This is a genomic window from Leifsonia tongyongensis, assembly GCF_010686705.1.
GTDB lineage: Bacteria > Actinomycetota > Actinomycetes > Actinomycetales > Microbacteriaceae > Diaminobutyricibacter > Diaminobutyricibacter tongyongensis.
Map to the genome: position 1 here is coordinate 389,764 of NZ_JAAGWY010000001.1, position 15,978 is coordinate 405,741.

At 67.1% G+C, this 15,978-nt stretch carries 17 protein-coding genes and 3 tRNA genes; 5 read left to right on the forward strand and 15 right to left on the reverse strand.

The genetic code is table 11. The annotated features are described in order from the left end of the window. Positions 1 to 21 precede the first annotated feature (21 nt). From G3T36_RS01985 to tilS, 11 genes are all read right to left on the reverse strand, one after another. Positions 22 to 768, reverse strand: a complete 747-nt coding sequence (locus tag G3T36_RS01985; protein ID WP_163289023.1) for a DUF2520 domain-containing protein — start codon at positions 766 to 768, stop codon at positions 22 to 24. After that, a complete protein-coding gene (locus G3T36_RS01990) occupies positions 768 to 2,333 on the reverse strand; it encodes a PH domain-containing protein (RefSeq protein ID WP_163287739.1) in 1,566 nt (521 codons plus the stop codon). Before G3T36_RS01990 ends, G3T36_RS01985 begins: the two co-directional genes overlap by 1 nt. Continuing rightward, complete coding sequence (locus G3T36_RS01995; protein ID WP_163287740.1) at positions 2,330 to 2,815, reverse strand: PH domain-containing protein; 486 nt, start codon at positions 2,813 to 2,815, stop codon at positions 2,330 to 2,332. Before G3T36_RS01995 ends, G3T36_RS01990 begins: the two co-directional genes overlap by 4 nt. Then, positions 2,799 to 3,278, reverse strand: a complete 480-nt coding sequence (locus G3T36_RS02000; protein ID WP_163287741.1) for a DUF3180 family protein — start codon at positions 3,276 to 3,278, stop codon at positions 2,799 to 2,801. Before G3T36_RS02000 ends, G3T36_RS01995 begins: the two co-directional genes overlap by 17 nt. Then, positions 3,275 to 3,874: a 2-amino-4-hydroxy-6-hydroxymethyldihydropteridine diphosphokinase gene (gene folK / locus G3T36_RS02005; protein WP_163287742.1), complete on the reverse strand. Its 600-nt coding sequence runs from the start codon at positions 3,872 to 3,874 to the stop codon at positions 3,275 to 3,277. The genes G3T36_RS02000 and folK overlap by 4 nt, the downstream gene beginning before the upstream one ends. Next, positions 3,871 to 4,257 carry a dihydroneopterin aldolase gene (gene folB, locus G3T36_RS02010; RefSeq protein ID WP_163287744.1) on the reverse strand — a complete coding sequence of 129 codons (387 nt, stop codon included), beginning with the start codon at positions 4,255 to 4,257 and terminating at the stop codon, positions 3,871 to 3,873. The genes folK and folB overlap by 4 nt, the downstream gene beginning before the upstream one ends. Further along, a complete protein-coding gene (gene folP, locus G3T36_RS02015; RefSeq protein ID WP_163289024.1) occupies positions 4,250 to 5,041 on the reverse strand; it encodes a dihydropteroate synthase in 792 nt (263 codons plus the stop codon). Before folP ends, folB begins: the two co-directional genes overlap by 8 nt. Positions 5,042 to 5,052: 11 nt before the next feature. After that, positions 5,053 to 5,628 (reverse strand): GTP cyclohydrolase I FolE, encoded by a 576-nt coding sequence (folE, locus tag G3T36_RS02020; RefSeq protein ID WP_163287745.1) that lies wholly within the window; start codon positions 5,626 to 5,628, stop codon positions 5,053 to 5,055. Positions 5,629 to 5,646: 18 nt separating this feature from the next. After that, positions 5,647 to 7,650 carry an ATP-dependent zinc metalloprotease FtsH gene (ftsH, locus tag G3T36_RS02025; protein ID WP_163287746.1) on the reverse strand — a complete coding sequence of 668 codons (2,004 nt, stop codon included), beginning with the start codon at positions 7,648 to 7,650 and terminating at the stop codon, positions 5,647 to 5,649. 82 nt (positions 7,651 to 7,732) lie between these two features. After that, positions 7,733 to 8,284, reverse strand: coding sequence for a hypoxanthine phosphoribosyltransferase (gene hpt, locus G3T36_RS02030; protein ID WP_163287748.1), 552 nt, complete (start codon positions 8,282 to 8,284; stop codon positions 7,733 to 7,735). A 30-nt stretch (positions 8,285 to 8,314) separates the two neighbouring features. Further along, entirely contained in the window at positions 8,315 to 9,382 is a 1,068-nt protein-coding gene (gene tilS / locus G3T36_RS02035) for a tRNA lysidine(34) synthetase TilS (protein ID WP_163287750.1), read from the reverse strand. 11 nt (positions 9,383 to 9,393) lie between these two features. Here tilS and ppa point away from each other — a divergent pair, with 11 nt between their 5' ends. Then, the gene (gene ppa, locus G3T36_RS02040) at positions 9,394 to 9,921 is read left to right on the forward strand and encodes an inorganic diphosphatase (protein ID WP_338031507.1); all 528 of its coding nucleotides are present in this window, start codon (positions 9,394 to 9,396) and stop codon (positions 9,919 to 9,921) included. Positions 9,922 to 10,296: 375 nt separating this feature from the next. Here ppa and G3T36_RS02045 read toward each other — a convergent pair whose 3' ends face one another. Together G3T36_RS02045 and G3T36_RS02050 are read right to left on the reverse strand one after the other, a co-directional pair. Further along, positions 10,297 to 11,655 carry a C40 family peptidase gene (locus G3T36_RS02045; RefSeq protein WP_240148226.1) on the reverse strand — a complete coding sequence of 453 codons (1,359 nt, stop codon included), beginning with the start codon at positions 11,653 to 11,655 and terminating at the stop codon, positions 10,297 to 10,299. Further along, a complete protein-coding gene (locus G3T36_RS02050; RefSeq protein ID WP_338031426.1) occupies positions 11,648 to 12,973 on the reverse strand; it encodes a peptidoglycan DD-metalloendopeptidase family protein in 1,326 nt (441 codons plus the stop codon). The genes G3T36_RS02045 and G3T36_RS02050 overlap by 8 nt, the downstream gene beginning before the upstream one ends. 248 nt (positions 12,974 to 13,221) lie before the next feature. Here G3T36_RS02050 and G3T36_RS02055 point away from each other — a divergent pair. The 3 genes from G3T36_RS02055 to G3T36_RS02065 all read left to right on the forward strand — a co-directional run bounded on the left by G3T36_RS02055 (position 13,222) and on the right by G3T36_RS02065 (position 13,544). Then, a tRNA-Glu gene (locus G3T36_RS02055) sits at positions 13,222 to 13,297 on the forward strand. 31 nt (positions 13,298 to 13,328) lie between these two features. Continuing rightward, positions 13,329 to 13,405, forward strand: a tRNA-Asp gene (locus G3T36_RS02060). A gap of 66 nt (positions 13,406 to 13,471) precedes the next feature. Then, positions 13,472 to 13,544 (forward strand) — tRNA-Phe (locus G3T36_RS02065). Positions 13,545 to 13,680: 136 nt separating this feature from the next. Here the strand turns inward: G3T36_RS02065 and G3T36_RS02070 are convergent. Beyond that, entirely contained in the window at positions 13,681 to 14,832 is a 1,152-nt protein-coding gene (locus G3T36_RS02070; protein ID WP_163287753.1) for a site-specific integrase, read from the reverse strand. Continuing rightward, a complete protein-coding gene (locus tag G3T36_RS02075; protein ID WP_163287754.1) occupies positions 14,832 to 15,563 on the reverse strand; it encodes a hypothetical protein in 732 nt (243 codons plus the stop codon). Before G3T36_RS02075 ends, G3T36_RS02070 begins: the two co-directional genes overlap by 1 nt. Positions 15,564 to 15,654: 91 nt before the next feature. On the opposite strand from G3T36_RS02075, the gene G3T36_RS02080 reads away from it, so the two are divergent. After that, positions 15,655 to 15,864, forward strand: coding sequence for a helix-turn-helix transcriptional regulator (locus tag G3T36_RS02080; RefSeq protein WP_163287756.1), 210 nt, complete (start codon positions 15,655 to 15,657; stop codon positions 15,862 to 15,864). Positions 15,865 to 15,978 lie beyond the last annotated feature (114 nt).

The following is a 15,978-nucleotide window of genomic DNA, read 5'->3' on the forward strand; positions in this document are numbered from 1 at the left end:
TGCACCCGAGCGCAGGATGTATCAGCCGAGCGGGTCCAGCGGGTCGTCGCGGCCGTCGAGAAGCACGTCCGGTCCGGCGGCGGGGGCGGATGCGCGCGACAGGGCGTTGTCGACGGCCGACCGCACGAGCGAGCTCAGGTACGAGCCCGGGTTCTCGAACCCGATGCCGCTGAGGATGCCGGTCGCCTGCTCCACGATCGCGCGCGAGAACGTGCTCGCGGTCGCGATGGCCTCGGCGTACGCCGCCCGGTCCTCCTCGGCGACGACGACCGGCTCCCCGCCCATCTCGACGACGAGCGCCTGCCCGATGGGCAGCACGGGAGCGGGCGCAGTGACGGCGAAGTAGGTCTCCTGGAGGCGCGCGATGTCGAGGCTCGTGCCGGTGAAGGCGAGCGCCGGATGCACGGCGAGCGGTATCGCGCCGGCCGCAGTCGCCGGCGCAAGAACCTCGACACCGAACCCGGGCGCCGTGTGCAGCACGATCTGCCCCGGCTGCCAGCTCCCTGTCGCAGCCAGACCGGCAACGAGCGACGGGAGTTCCGCATCGGGTACGGCCAGGATGACGAGCTCGCTTCGCTCGACGATGACTGGAATCTCGAGCACCGGCGCCCCCGGCAGGATGGCGTCGGCCCGTTCCCGGCTGCGCTCCGACACCGCGGAGATGCCGACGATCGCATGCCCGGCGCCGGCGAGCGCCGCACCCAGGACGGGTCCGACGTGGCCGGCCCCGATGATGCCGACTCCGAGGCGTCCTGCACGGCGCTCGATCACGAGGTCTCCCCTTCCGCCGAGCCGGCTGACTCGTTCCAGCGGTGGCTGCGGTCCGACCGCGCCGACGAGATCGCTCCGGCCGCGACCGCGTCGAACAACTCCAGGCTGCGGTCGCGGTCGATCACCGCCAGCCTCGGATGCACAGGACCCGACACCGTGTGAAGGCGGGTCGACACGAGCCCGAGCATCCGGTCGAGGGGTCCCTGGTACAGCTCGAGGCTCTGCAGGCGCGCCAGCGGCACGATGGCGAGGCTCCGCCACAGGAAACCACGCCGGAGGAGCACCACTCCATCGGTGAGTGCGTAGCCGGTGCGCTGCCATGAGAACGGCCGCAACCATGCCGCGCGCCGGGGTGCGCCGACGAACCCGTCGCGGCCCCGCGAGGTCATGCCGGCGACGACGAGCTCCCGATGGGCCGGCGTGGCGAACTCCGGCAGGACGAGCGACAGCACCCGCGCCACGTCGTCGAGGTCGCCGACCGGAAGCATCGTCGTGTTGGGCTGGCCCGCCGCACCCTTCTCGGTCGAGTGACCCGCGGTGTCGATTCGGATCTGCCACCAGCCGAACGGCCGCCACAGCAGCGGCTGCGAGACGTCCACAGCGTGGATGCGCCCGGGCGGCAGGGTTTCGTTGCTCGTGCTGAACAGGCCGAACCCGACGCGAACCCCATCCGGAGTCCCGGCGATGCTGTACCGCAGCGACTTCGTGAACCGCCGGATGTAGAAGCTGATCGACCCGATCAGCCCGGGAAGCACGACCAGCAGGAGCCACAGCCGGCCCGTCGCCGCGCCCGTCACCAGCCCGGCACCCACGAGCAGAAGGAAGATGGTGAAGCCGCTGAGGACGATCGACCCGATGAGTCGCAGCGGCGGGATCTTCACGACGGATTCCGGCGGCGCGAGACTCGGGTTCAGCTCGGGGGCGAGGAACTCGTTCACGCGTTGGTTCAGGATGTCGGCCACCCCGGCGACCCCCGTCGCGCGAGCGCCCTGCTGGATGTTCTCGGCCGCTTTCGCCCCCGAGGCGAGGCGCAGGATGTCGCCGCGGAGCCCATCCGCCAGCTGCGACGACAGGTACGACAACTGCACGTTCGCGTCGTGCCCGGCCACACTGACCTCGAGCTTGGCGGCGCCGAAGACGCGCGCGATCACCGGCCGGACGACGTTGATGCCCTGGATGCGGTCGAGCCGCGCCTTGCGCTGCGTGCGGAACAGGATGCCGCTGCGGACCTCGACCGCGTCGTCACTGATGCGGAACGTGTGCATGCGCCACGAGAGGTAGAACCCGCCGATGCAGACGATGAGCACGATCGCGACACCGAGCAGCGCCCAGCCTTCGAGGCCACGGTTGTAGATCTCGTCGATGGGGTCGCCGCCGAAGTCGGGAGCGCCGATGAAGAAGCCGACCAGGCGCTCACGAAGGTTGGAGAGCACGACACCGAGCACGGCGATGAACACGATGCCGCCCTTGAGCAGGGGTGTCGCCGGATGGAGGCGGTGCCACTCGCCGTCGGTCAGGTGCTCGGCCGCCCGCTCCGCTGCGGACAGCCGCTCGCCGGTCACAGCCCCGCCCGGCGGCTCTCCGCCAGTTCCACCAGGCGGTCGCGCAGCTCGGCCGCGGTCTCTTCGGGAAGGCCCGGGATGGACACGTTCGTCGACGCCGCCGCCGTCACGAATTTGAGGTCGGCGAGGCCGAGCACGCGCCCCACCGGGCCGCGATTGATGTCGATCAGCTGCATCCGCCCGTATGGCACCGAGACGAAGCGCTGGAACATGATGCCGTGACGGAACAGGAGGTCGTCCTCGCGCAGCTGGTAGCCGATCGCCCGGGCGCGGCGCGGCGCGATGATCAGCTGGATGACCGTGATGGCCACGATCACGATGAGAGCCACCCACGCCCACGACCACCCGGCGACCAGCCACAGGAATGTCGCGATGGCACTGAGGACGAGGCCGCTCACGAGGGAGCCGACGATCACCACAACGACATAGCGCGGCGCGACGCGCTTCCACTCGCCGACCGCGAGGTCAAGTCGCCCGGGCATGGTCTCCCTCCGGTTTCGTGTCGTCGTCCTCGGGAGGGAGGGTGCACAGGTATTCGGCGACGAGCCCTGCGGCGAGCAGGATGGCGGCGCCGACCGTGGCCGCGACCGCCTGCCAGATGGCCCCGGATGCGGGAAGCACCGACCTGCTCAGCAGGTATGCGAGCACGCCGATGCCCGAGCCGGTCAGCAGTGCACCGCTGAGGCTGCAGGCCTTCGCGAGCACCGCGACGCGCATGGCCCGGAACGGATCGATCCTGGTGCGCGTCTTCGAATGCGTTGCCCGCCGGATCGGGATGGCGAAGGCGATGACGATGACAGCGATCGCGACGAGCGTGATCGGCAACGACAGTGGCGGGATGAACACCGCGAGACCGGCGCCCGCAGCGCCGAGCTCGACGAGGAAGCCGATGACGAGCCCTGCGACGCCGAGGCCGATGAGCGGTGTCGGTCGTGTGCGCTTCACCCGGCACCCCCGTCCTCGTCGGCTTCGAACTGTTCGGCGCGCGCGGCATGGTGCGTTGCGCCGCTGTCAGGATACGGCCGAACGTCGTCCGTGGTCGCAGCGAGGAGCACTGCGATCGGTCCGTGTCCGGCGAGTCGCGCATCCGGCCGGATGGAGTGCCACGGCGCGAGTACGAATCCACGCTCCCAGGCGCGCGGATGCGGGAGGGTCAGGCGATCGTCGTCCAGTTCGCGCCCGTCGTAGTCGATGATGTCGATGTCGAGGGTCCGGTCCCCCCAGCGCTCCTCTCTTACCCTCCCGTGACGCTGTTCGACGGCGTTCACGACGTCGAGCAGGTCGTGCGGGCCGAGCACGGTGTCGATCACCACGACGGCGTTCAGGTAGGCGGGCGCGTGATGGTCGACGCCCGTGAGCTTCAATGCGGGAGTCTCGACGAGCGGCGACAGCTGCTCGACGCGGATGCCGGCAGCCGCATCCAGGTCGGCAACGGCCGCGCGGATCGTCGCCTCGCGATCACCCAGGTTGCTGCCCAGTGCAAGAACGGCGGGCACCGACGTGCGCATGCGCTGGGGGCGCGGATGGGATGGTGCGGTCATGCCCGCTCCCGCTCGATCGTGACCGACACGTCGGCGAACGGCACCTCGATGGGCGCGTTCGGCTTGTGCACGGTCACCCGGACGGCGTCGACCGGCGGATGCGCGAGAACGACCCCCGCGATCCGCTCGGCCAGAGTCTCGATGAGGTCGACGGGGTCGCGCCGCACGGCGTCCGCGACCTCGACCGCCAGCTCGCCGTAGTGGACCGTCGCTGCAACGTCGTCGGCGATCGCGGCGCGCGCGAGGTCGAACCAGGCCGTCACGTCGACGACGAATTCCTGGCCCTGCTCGCGCTCGAACGCGTACACACCGTGGTTCGCGTGGATCCGCAGTCCGGTGAGCGTCATCGAGTCCGGTCCGCGCATCCGGTCGTCGCTAGTCATCTCGTCCAGCTTGCCACGCCTCGACGACGTCGAGCGCGAGGCGGGTGCCGGCGACATCATGAACGCGAACACCCCAGACCCCGGCCTGTGCGGCGAGGGCGCTGACGATGGCCGTGGGCTTGTCGCGATCCTGTGCGGGTGCGCCCTCGGGAAGGAGCGCGCCGAGGAATCTCTTGCGGGACGCCCCGATCAGCACCGGATAGCCGAGCCCGACGAACTTCTCGAGGTTTCCGAGGACCTGCCAGTTGTGGCTCGCCTTCTTCGAGAAGCCGAGTCCGGGGTCGATGATGAGCTTCGCCGGGTCCACTCCCCTGTCGGTGAGGTCGGCGATGCGGGTGCGGAGCTCGGCGATGACCTCGGCAACGGTGTCGTCGTAGGTTGCGAGCGCATCCATCGAATCGCTCTGACCGCGCCAGTGCATGACCACATAGGTCAACCCGGTGTCGAGGACCGCCGCGGGCATGTCGGGGTCGGCGAGACCACCGGACACGTCGTTGATGATGGCGGCGCCGGCATCCGCCGCCGCCCGCGCGGTCGACGCGTTCATCGTGTCGACGCTCACCCTGACCCCGAGGTCGGCGAGTTCGCGGATCACGGGGACGACCCGGGCCTGCTCCTCCACCGGGTCGACACGCACCGCACCCGGGCGGGTCGATTCGCCGCCCACATCGATCAGGTCGGCTCCCTCCTCGACGAGCGCGAGCGCGTGCTCGATCGCGGCGCCCGCCTCGAGGTAGAGACCGCCGTCGCTGAACGAGTCCGGCGTCACATTGAGGACGCCCATGACGAGGGTCTTCACGCCACTCCGCGTCCGATCAGGGCCATCAGGCCGGCCCGGGCGACAGGGTCGGCCAGCTCGCCTCTGCTTGCGACCGTGACCGTGGTGCTCTCGGTCTGGCGCACGCCGCGCGCGGAGACGCACTGGTGCTGCGCGTCGAGGACCACGAGAACCCCCCTTGCGCCCAGACCGTCCTGCAGGGCGTCGGCGATCTCCTCTGTCAGGCGCTCCTGCAGCTGCGGCCGGGAGGCCAGCGTCTCCACGACACGTGGGATGCGCCCCAGGCCGACGACGCGCTCGTTGGGCAGGTAGGCGACATGGGCGACGCCGATGAAGGGGAGCAGGTGGTGTTCGCAGACGGAACGGAAGGCGATGTCCCTCAGCAGCACGGTCTCCGCGTCGTGTCCTTCGAGCGGGACACCTTCGCCGAGCTCCTGCGCCGGATCCTGGCCGAGGCCGGAGAAGAACTCCTCATACGCATCCGCCACGCGCGACGGAGTCGACAGCAGGCCCGGACGCGAAGGATCCTCGCCGATGGCGGCGAGGATCTCAGCGACAGCGGCCTCGATGCGCGGACGATCGATTCCGGTCATGCGCCCACCAGCCCCGGCCTACGCCGTGGCCGGCCGCGGCTTGCGAACAGGGGAACGCTTCGGCTTCGACGGCGGCTCTGAGTCGACGCCACCATCGACGGCGCCCGCATCGATCGGAGCCTTCGCCGGGAAGGCGATGGGCGGAAGATCGGAGATCGGTCGCTTGTCGCTCGACAGCCACTGGGGACGCTCGGGGAGCTTGACCACGTCGGCGAAGATCTCGGCGATCTCGTTGTGGTCGAGGGTCTCATGCTCGAGCAGCTCCGCCGCGATGCGGTCGAGGATGGGGCGGTTGTTGTTCAGAACTTCCCACGCCTCGTCGTGCGCCTTCTCGAGAAGGGCACGAACCTCGGCGTCGACACGCTCGGCGATGCGCTCCGAGTAGTCGCGCTGGTGACCCATGTCGCGACCCAGGAACATCTCACCCGACGACTGGCCCAGCTTGACGGAGCCGACCTCGGCGCTCATGCCGTACTCGGTGACCATCTTGCGGGCGATGGAGGTCGCCTTCTCGATGTCGTTCGACGCACCCGTGGTGGGGTCGTGGAACACGATCTCTTCGGCGACACGGCCGCCCATCGCATACGTCAGCTGGTCGAGCAGCTCGTTGCGGGTGATCGAGTACTTGTCTTCGAGCGGAAGCACCATCGTGTACCCGAGGGCGCGGCCACGGGGGAGGATCGTGATCTTCGTGACCGGGTCGGTGTAGCGCATCGCTGCTGCGGCGAGAGCGTGGCCACCTTCGTGGTACGCCGTCATCAGCTTCTCCTGGTCCTTCATGACGCGCGTGCGCTTCTGAGGGCCGGCGATGACGCGGTCGACCGCCTCGTCGAGAGCACGGTTGTCGATGAGCTGGGCGTTGGAGCGTGCCGTCAGCAAAGCAGCCTCGTTCAGCACGTTCGCCAGGTCGGCGCCCGTGAAGCCGGGGGTCTTGCGTGCGAGGACTTCGAGGTCGACACCGGAAGCGAGCGGCTTGCCGCGGCCGTGCACCTCGAGGATCTTCTTGCGGCCGAGCAGGTCGGGAGCATCCACACCGATCTGGCGGTCGAAGCGACCCGGACGGAGGAGGGCGGGGTCGAGGATGTCGGGACGGTTGGTTGCAGCGATCATGATGACGTTCGTCTTCACGTCGAAGCCGTCCATCTCGACGAGCAACTGGTTCAGGGTCTGCTCACGCTCGTCGTGCCCGCCGCCGAGGCCGGCGCCACGGTGGCGGCCCACCGCGTCGATCTCGTCGACGAAGATGATGGCCGGGGAGTTCTCCTTGGCCTGCTGGAACAGGTCGCGGACGCGGCTCGCGCCGACACCGACGAACATCTCGACGAAGTCCGAACCGGAAATGGAATAGAAGGGGACGCCCGCCTCGCCGGCGACAGCGCGTGCGAGAAGCGTCTTGCCCGTTCCGGGAGGGCCGTACAGCAGCACGCCCTTCGGGATGCGGGCGCCGACCGCCTGGAACTTGGCCGGCTCCTTGAGGAAGTCCTTGATCTCCTGCAGCTCTTCGATCGCCTCGTCGCTGCCGGCCACGTCGTCGAAGGTGACCTTGGGGCTCTCCTTCGAGACGAGCTTCGCCTTCGACTTGCCGAACTGCATGACCTTGTTGCCGCCGCCCTGCATGCCGGAGAGCATGATCCAGAAGAACACGCCGATCAACAGCACGGGGAGGAGGAAGCCGAGCGCGGACAGCAGCCAGTTCGGCTGCGGAACCTCGTCGTTGAAGCCCTTCGACAGCTTGGCGTTGTCGACGGCCTGGACGACGTCGGCGCCGCGCGGCGTCACGTAGTAGAACTGCACCTGGCTGCCGAGCGTCGGGTCAGGGGTGGTGAGCGTCAGGTCGACGCGCTGTTCGCCGTCGACGATCTTGGCGCTGGCGACCTTGTCGTTCTGGAGGAGCTCGAGACCCTTCTGGGTCGAGATCTCCTTGAAGCCCGACATGGTGATGAGGCTCGAACCGATCCATACAGCGATGACGGCTAGCACGATGTAGAGGATCGGGCCCCGGAAGATCTTCTTGACGTTCATGGTGAGGCAAGAGTATCGCTTCGGCGCTGAATGCCTGCTGCGTGTTCGCTGTCGGCGGGATCGGTACGTTTGCTCGTCAGGGTTACGTGTACACGCCAGGCGAAAGGATGCCCACACCGCGCAGATTGCGGTACTTCTCGTCGTAGTCGAGTCCGTAGCCGACGACGAACCGGTTCGGGATCTCGAACCCGACGTACTTCACGTCGATGTCGACGCGCGCCGCCTCCGGCTTGCGCAGCAGCGTGCAGATCTCGACGGATGCCGGGCCGCGCGAGTTCAGGTTCGACAGCAGCCACGAGAGCGTCAGCCCCGAGTCGATGATGTCTTCGACGATCAGCACGGTGCGACCGCTGAGATCGGTGTCGAGGTCTTTCAGGATGCGGACCACACCGCTCGACTGCGTTCCCGAGCCGTACGAGCTCACCGCCATCCAGTCCATGGTGACGGGGATCTTCAGTTCGCGTGCGAGGTCGGCCATCACCATGACAGCGCCTTTCAGCACGCCGACCAGCAGAACATCCGTGCCCGCATAGTCGGCTTCGATCGCTCGCGCGAGTTCGGCGATCCGGCTACGGATCTGCTCCTCACTGATGAGAATCTCGGTCAGGTCGTCGGAAACGTCCGTGAGTTCCATGGAGCGGTGCGATCCTTCGGGGTCGAGGCCTTATGCGGGGGTGAAGACGAGCAGCCCGTTCTGCCTGACAACTCTAACGCCTGGCAGGGTGAGTGCTTTCTGTCCGTGCCAGTCGGTGATCAGCTCGGCCACCGCGAGTGTGTGGACGCGTTCGAGCGAGACGCCGAACTCGTTCTGGACGACCAGGCGGATGATGCGCTGGCGGAGTGCCGGCGGGTCGGCTGCCAGGCCGCGTACGTCGAGTGCGACCGCGCCTTCGGCGTCCTGGCTGGTCAGTTCGAGCGCCCACTCGAGCGCGAGACCGTCGAGGGCGTCGGAGTCCTCGCGGAGCTGCTCGGCCGTGCGTGCGAGCGCCTCGGCGACGCCGGGACCGAGTTCGGCCTCGAGCACGGGCAGCACCGTGCTGCGCACCCGCACACGCGTGAATGACGGGTCGGTGTTGTGCGGGTCCTCCCAGGCCACGAGCCCGCTGTCGGCGCAGAACTGACGTGTGGTCAGGCGGCGGATGCCGAGAAGCGGCCGCAGGTACGGCCCGGTCTCGCGCGCCATCCCTCGCAGACTCGTCGGCCCCGACCCGCGCGCAAGGCCGAGCAGCACGGTCTCCGCCTGGTCGTCGAGCGTGTGGGCGAGCAGCACATGAGAGGCGCCGGTGTCGTCCATGGCACGCTCGAAGGCGGCATAGCGCGCGGCGCGCGCGGCCCCCTCGGGTCCGTCAGCGGATGCGGCCACCTCGACACGCACGACGACCACCGGATCGAGATCGAGCGCCTTCGCCTGGGCGGCCGCGGCTTCCGCGACCTCAGCGGATCCGGCCTGGAGCCCGTGGTCGACGATGACCGCCCCCGCCCGAATACCCGCGCGCGGCGCCTCGAAGGCCGTCGCCCCAGCGAGCGCGAGCGAATCCGCTCCACCGCTGAGCCCCACGAGGACGAGGACGCCGAAGCGCGGGTCGTCGTCCGCCTCGGCCGCCGCATCCGGTCCCTCGCCGTCGAGACCGGCCCCGTCGAGGCCGGAGAGAGCGTCGCGCACCGCACGACGCACATCCGCGATCGGTGGGGTGAGCCGCGGTCGTCTTTCCGGTGAACCACTGGCGTGCATCCACTAACGTTATTGGAGTCTTTTCAAACGAGGGAGAAAATCTCATGGCCGAATACGACGTCGTCGTTGAAATCCCCAAGGGAAGCCGCAACAAGTACGAGGTCGACCACGAGACCGGGCGCGTCTACCTCGACCGCGTGCTCTTCACGAGCTTCGTCTATCCGACCGACTACGGCTTCTTCGAGAACACCCTCGGACTCGACGGCGACCCGGTCGACGTGCTCGTGCTCCTCGAGTACCCGGTCTTCCCCGGCGTGGGCGTCAAGGTGCGGCCGGTCGGCGTGCTGAACATGAGCGACGAGGCAGGCAGCGACGCCAAAGTCATCGCCGTGCCCTACAAGGACCCGCGCTGGCAGCACATCCAGGACATCGACGACGTTCCGCAGCAGACGCGTGACGAGATCCAGCACTTCTTCGAGCACTACAAGGACCTCGAGCCCGGCAAGTGGGTCAAGCTCGAGGCCTGGGGCAACGCGGCCGAGGCGGAGGCCATCGTCGAAGCCGGCATCGCGAAACTCGCGGAAGAGGGCGGCCACTAGCGCCAGCTCGGCTCGCCGCACACGTTTCGTCCCGTCGCACTAGGTCTACTTAGTGCCGTCGGTCGGAAGTAGTGCGGCGGCGCCGGCAGCGATAGAGGATGACGCGGCAGCGATAGGGGTGGCGCGCCCCGGCGCGACCGCACGTGCTGCGTCCGGCCGCACTCGTTTGTCGCGGGCGCACTCGTACAACGACGTGCGCTCGGAAAGAACACGTGCGGCTGGGATAGTCGGCTCAACAGACGACACGCGACGCGACGCGGTCCGACGCGGCGGCGAACGCACTCGCCGCATCCGGCCGCACTACTTTGCTCCGACCGCACTCGGTCTACATAGTGCGGTCGGTCGGAAGTAGTGCGGCGAGACGGGAGAACGCGGTCAGGCGCTGGGGCGGATCACCTGGTACCAGGGGCTGCCCCAGACCGACTGGATCTTGACGACGTCGCCCTCGGTCGGTGCGGCGATCATCATGTCGCCGCCGATCGACATGCCCACGTGATAGAAGTTGCCCGGCCCGTCGCCCCAGAAGATGAGGTCGCCGGCCTGCCGCTGGCTGAACGGGACGACCTGTCCGCGAGCCGCCCCCGTGTACCACTGGTTGTTCACCGAGTGCGAGCCGATGTAGAGACCGGCGTAGGCGTACGCCTTCATCGTCAGGCCTGAGCAGTCGTAGCCGCCCGGCCCCTCACCACCGAAGATGTACGGCTTGCCCAGCTGGGCGTAGGCGTAGTTGAGCGCTGTCTGGACGACGTTGCCGTTCGGGGGCGCGACATATCCGCCGCCACCGCCGCCTCCGCCACCGCCGCCTCCGCCACCGCCGCCGCCGCCCTGGTTCTGCTGCTGCGCCGCCTGCTGTGCCGCCTTCGCTGCCGCCGCGGCGGCCGCCGCGGCCGCTTCCTGCTGGCGCCGGATCGCCGCCTGGCGTGCCGCCTCCTCTGCAGCCTTGCGCTTCGCCTCGCCGACCAGGTACGCCTTCTCGACCTGGGTCGACGTGTTCTTCAGCGTGGCGAGCTGTGCGACCAGCTCGGTCGACTTCGTCTGCTGGGTCACCAGTGCCGCCTGCGCCCGCGTCTGGGCAGCCTGCGCCGCTGCGAGCGCTTCGCTCGCCTTCTTGGCGAGCTTCTGACGCTCGACCTTCGCGACATTCGCCTGGTCGGTCAGCGCCGACGCCGTGTTCTTGTCCTTGGTCGCCGCGGCGAAAACATCCTGCGACTGCTGGGTCAGCTTGCTCATCGCGCCCAGCTGATAGAGCAGCTTGTCTGCGCTCGAGCCGTTGCCACCGCCGTTCAGAAACAGGTCGACCGAGATGTCGCCGCCGCTTCCGCTCTTGGCCAGGTGCGAGGCCAGGAGGCCCGCGCGCATCTGCGACGTCTTCGCTTTCGCTGCCGCAGCATCCGCCTGCTTCTTGAGGTCCGCAGCCTTCGTCGTCGCCGCCTCCAGCGCATCCTTCGCCTGGAAGTAGGCTTCAGCCGCCTTCTCGGAGTCGATGCGCGCCTGGTCGACGGCCGTCTGCAGGTTGGCGATCAGCTTGGTGATGTTCTCGATCATCGCCTGCTGGTTCGCGACGTTCTGCTTCGCCTGCTGCACGTCGTTCCACGACGGGTAGTTGTCGGCGAACGCCGGGGGCGCGATGATGCCGACGGATGCGGTGACCACACCCATGACGCCCGCACTGATCGCCGTGACCGGCCGCACACGCGACCGGTTTCCGTTCTGGTTGCCGCTCTGACTAGCCAAGTGGTGCCTGCCTCTGTCTCATGAACGGGATGCCGTCGATCTTCACGCCGTTCACCCTCACCTCGTAATGGAGGTGGCATCCGGTGGATGCCCCCGTCGTGCCCACGCGAGCGATCGGCTGCCCTGCGCCGACGTGCTGGCCGACGCCGACGAGGATGCCGCCGTCGCGGATGTGCGCGTAGCCGGTGTCGATACCGCCGCCCACATCGATGCGGACGAAGTTGCCGTAACTGCCCAGCGGGCCCGCATAGATGACAGTTCCTTCGTGCGCAGCGTAGATGGGCGCGTTGCAGTATGCGCCGATGTCGATGCCCAGGTGGTACGTGCTGCCGATGCCGCCCGGAGAGGCGCGGGGCCCGAAGCCGTCGGTGATGGGGCCGGCCGCGGGAACCGCCCATCCCTGGGGTCCGACGTAGCCGCCGGGGAGACCGCCCGAACCTGCTGCAGCCGCTCGGCGCGCGGCCTCAGCGACCCCGGCCTGGTATCCGGCCACCGTCTTGGCGTACTTGTTGTTCAGCGCGGCGAGCTGCGCTCGCATGACGACCATCTGCGAGCGCTGCTCGGCGAGCTTGACCTGCGCCGCCTTCGCCGCCGCGGCCGCGAGCCTCTGCGCTTCAATGGCGGCGGCACGCAGTTTCTCGCGTACGCCCCGGGCCACGGCCGCGTCGTCGGCGAGCGCTTTGGCGGTGTTCTGGCTGGTCTTCGCCATCGCGTAGATGTCGCTCGACCGCTCGACCAGCTTCGTCATGCTGCCGAGGTCCGAGAGGAGCTGCTCCGGGCTGGTCGTCGTAGCGCCGTTGCCGCTGAGGAACAGGCTCGCCGTGAGGTCGCTGCCGCCGGTGCGGTACAGCTGGGCTGCCAGACGGCCGGCCTGGGTCGTCGCCGCTTCGGCCTTCGCCTTGCTCTCGTCGGCCTGCGCCTGGATCTGCTGCGCCTTGATGATGGCGTCGTCGAGCTTTGCCTCGGCGATCTCGAGCTCTTTGCCGCGCTTCACCAGGTCGGCCTGGGTCTGGGCGACCTGCGCCTTCAACTGGCCGATCAGGCTGTTGATACGCGCGACCTGCGCAGCAGTCGCGGACACGCTCGCCTTGGCGTTCTGCACGTCCTGCCAGCTGGGGTACGAGGTCGCGTAGGCGGGGGATACCGGGGATGCAATGGAGCCGACCGCGGCGATGGCCAGGATAGCGACGAACGCGGCCCGCATGCGCCAGGGTCCGCGCGCGCGGAACCGGTACGGGGTCGTCCCTGGGGCCGGCTCAGTGCGTCTCATCGTTCCCTCGAACCTGTCGCTCGTGTTCACATCCGTCACTCGTGCCACGTGATCAACTTTATTAACAGTAACAACGGACTCGTCCGATGCAATCGACCGCGCGACCCTCAAGGTGGGGTCCCACGGGAGCTGCCAAGCCAGAATGTAACCCGCTTGCAGGGCGATCCCGCGGAGATTTCGCGCCGGTCGCCGGATCGGCCTGGTCGGGCATCCGTTCGGTTTGGCATTTCGTCGCCGAGTCCGTATGCTTGTGCGTCGGTAGTAATGCGGTGCGTGTGAGCGGATTGCAGGTGCTCGGCCCCATCGTTTAGCGGCCTAGGACGCCGCCCTTTCACGGCGGTAGCACGGGTTCGAATCCCGTTGGGGTCACCACTACCGGTACAATTGAAAAGCTTCACATCGAGGCCCTGTAGCGCAGTTGGTTAGCGTGCCGCCCTGTCACGGCGGAGGTCGCGGGTTCAAGTCCCGTCAGGGTCGCCAAGGCGAGAAGCCCTTCCGCAAGGAAGGGCTTCTGCCTAGAAGGCCTCTTCTTCGAAGCTGGCTTTCGGCTCTGTAGCTCAGTTGGTAGAGCGTTCGACTGAAAATCGAAAGGTCACCGGATCGATGCCGGTCGGAGCCACTTGGCCATCTCCAGGCTTCTACTGGGGGTGGCCATTTTTTGTCCTCCTACCAGGGATTTTACCTGCCAGTTCGCGACGCGTCTCCGTCTTGACGGAGTTTCTAACAGTCGGCCACTCCGCACAAACCCCGCATATTCAAATCAGGCCGTCGAGCCGTTGTCCCAGGACTTCTGCCGCCCGTGTCGATCCCTTGAGCGTGTTCATGTAGACATCCTGCGTCATCGACGGGTTCTCGTGACCGAGGTAGTCAGCGATCTCCGTTGCCGACAGACCCGCCTTGTCAAGGATCGTTGCCACGGTCTTGCGGAACGAGTGCGTATACAGGTCTGGATAGCCAAGATGATCGCGTCGATCCCGAATTTCACGCTGGGTGTTAGACGGGTCACGGAGTCTCATCAGAGGCGTGGGGAACAGCAGTGTGGTGAACTCCCCCAGCCGCTCATGCCGCCGACGAAGCAGGTCCATCGTTCTCGACGGAAGTGGAGTGACTCGTTCGGACTTCTCCGTCTTTGGAAATTCCTGTCGCACGACGCCCTTGCCATTCACTCGGACGTTGACGGCCACGACAGCGGCGGTCCCATCCTCAAAGTCGACAGAGCTGACGTCGAGAGCGCACGCCTCGCCCACCCGCCAGCCGGAGGCGAGCATGAACTCGATCAGTTCGACGGTGTCCCACTTGTTCAAGTGAGCGTCAGCGCGCACTTTCGTCAAGAAGGAAGGGAGCTCGCCCAACGGGATGGCTTTTGCGGCACGCCGATTACCCTTGGGGCGGGAGATACGTTCGAGCTCACGGACAGGGTTTTTCTCGATGGCTCCGTTAATGACGGCCAACGACATCATGCCGCTCAGAGCCGAACGGCAATTCTTTGCCGCACCCGATCCGCTGTCCCTCTCGACGCCATTGATAAACCGCTGTAGCCGTGCGGGCTTGGCTTCTCCGAGGGCGAGGTCGCCGATCTTCGGCACAATGTGTGCAGTGACCGCATAGCCATAGGTCTCCACCGTTCCGTCTGCCTTGCCGGCGTCCCGTTTGTGATCGAGGAACATCTGGGCGAGTACCCGCAACGTCGTGGTTGGCTTCAGCTCACCCGCCCAATCCTTCTCCGCCGTCGTGAGTGCCACCTTCAAGGCCGAGATGGCCCTGGCCTTACTCGGGCCATACTTTTCAACCTGGCGGGACTTCCCGTCGGAGAATCGATACCGCGTGCGTGCACGCCATTTGCCTACCTGCACCTCGGTGGCGTTAATGGTGCCGTACGTCCCGATCTCGGTCCTTGGTCGAGCCATCAGCGCCACTCCTTCATCGATTCACGGAGCTCCTCAACAAGCACACGTGTGACTCGGCCGCGCGCTTGGGGCGAACTGTCGCGGCCAGCCCTTCTCAGGGATTCGTCTTCAAGTGAGCGCCCCCAGGCCTCCTTGGAGAGGCGCTGCAGTCTCGCAAGGGTGACGCCGAGCTTCTTTGCCGCGCGCTCCTCGGCCAGCGTGCCGGCACCGGCTCGTGCCGGCGAACCACTCCTCCGCTCCGGCGGCGTTTGAGACTGGTCGAGCAGCTGGGCCACTTGGTCGTTCTTCTCGGCATCTGTCATTTCTCGACCGCGCGCCTCCCGCATCCGATTCAGGACCTCCTCCTCGAGCTCTTCGTCCACCTCCGCGTCTTCGTCAGCGCGTGCGGGACTCAACGTCACCGGGGCTCCCGCAAGGACGGCGTCGATCCAGGAGCGGTTCAGCGGGCGCTGTGCGCCAGTAGCGAGTTCGATGACGCTCGCCTCTCCTAGGAGGCTCGACAGCGCGAGCGGTCGACCAAGTAGGTCACCCAGGGCAAGCGCTAGAAGAACGAGCGAAGGCAGCGTTAGGGACGCCTGGCCGCGTTCGATGTTGCTGACGCTACTTGCGCTCCAGCTCGCTCCATAGGAGCGGCCGGCGTGAGCGATCTGATCCAGGGTGATCCCATGCTCGCGGCGCACGTTCGAGACGAATGCGCCCACGGCGTCAGGGATGGTCACGGCAGTTTGCATGGTTACAGGTTACAGAACTTGTGAAAGATTCGCGATAGGGATTACTATCCATTTACAAGTTCCAGATTCTGTAAACCAAAGGAAACAAACAATGACAACACAGGCTACGACGCCGCCATGCACGCTACTGACCGTGAAGGATTTGTCCGCTCAGACGGGAATGTCGATGTCGACTATCTATCGCAAGAGATCGATCGGGGAATCTCTTCCCCGCGTCGTCAAGATTGGCAGCGTCCTGAGGTGGCGCCAGGCCGACATCGACGCATGGATAGAAGAGCAATTGGAGCCCGCGGCATCGTGACCGCACCACGCATTGCCGACAAGCAAAACGCCTCGGCAGCTGCCGAGGCGTTCTACACGATATCTACTTCCAACCGACGAGTTGCAGCTCGTCAAGCGGCCGAAAGGACCTACC

Excerpts from the sequence above, each read along its gene's own strand:
- G3T36_RS01995 (WP_163287740.1), bottom strand. The coding sequence starts at position 2,815 with ATGCCCGGGCGACTTGACCTCGCGGTCGGCGAGTGGAAGCGCGTCGCG.
- folK (WP_163287742.1), bottom strand. The coding sequence starts at position 3,874 with ATGACCGCACCATCCCATCCGCGCCCCCAGCGCATGCGCACGTCGGTG.
- folB (WP_163287744.1), bottom strand. The coding sequence starts at position 4,257 with ATGACTAGCGACGACCGGATGCGCGGACCGGACTCGATGACGCTCACC.
- folP (WP_163289024.1), bottom strand. The coding sequence starts at position 5,041 with ATGGGCGTCCTCAATGTGACGCCGGACTCGTTCAGCGACGGCGGTCTC.
- folE (WP_163287745.1), bottom strand. The coding sequence starts at position 5,628 with ATGACCGGAATCGATCGTCCGCGCATCGAGGCCGCTGTCGCTGAGATC.
- ftsH (WP_163287746.1), bottom strand. The coding sequence starts at position 7,650 with ATGAACGTCAAGAAGATCTTCCGGGGCCCGATCCTCTACATCGTGCTA.
- hpt (WP_163287748.1), bottom strand. The coding sequence starts at position 8,284 with ATGGAACTCACGGACGTTTCCGACGACCTGACCGAGATTCTCATCAGT.
- tilS (WP_163287750.1), bottom strand. The coding sequence starts at position 9,382 with ATGCACGCCAGTGGTTCACCGGAAAGACGACCGCGGCTCACCCCACCG.
- G3T36_RS02070 (WP_163287753.1), bottom strand. The coding sequence starts at position 14,832 with ATGGCTCGACCAAGGACCGAGATCGGGACGTACGGCACCATTAACGCC.
- G3T36_RS02075 (WP_163287754.1), bottom strand. The coding sequence starts at position 15,563 with ATGCAAACTGCCGTGACCATCCCTGACGCCGTGGGCGCATTCGTCTCG.
- G3T36_RS02080 (WP_163287756.1), top strand. The coding sequence starts at position 15,655 with ATGACAACACAGGCTACGACGCCGCCATGCACGCTACTGACCGTGAAG.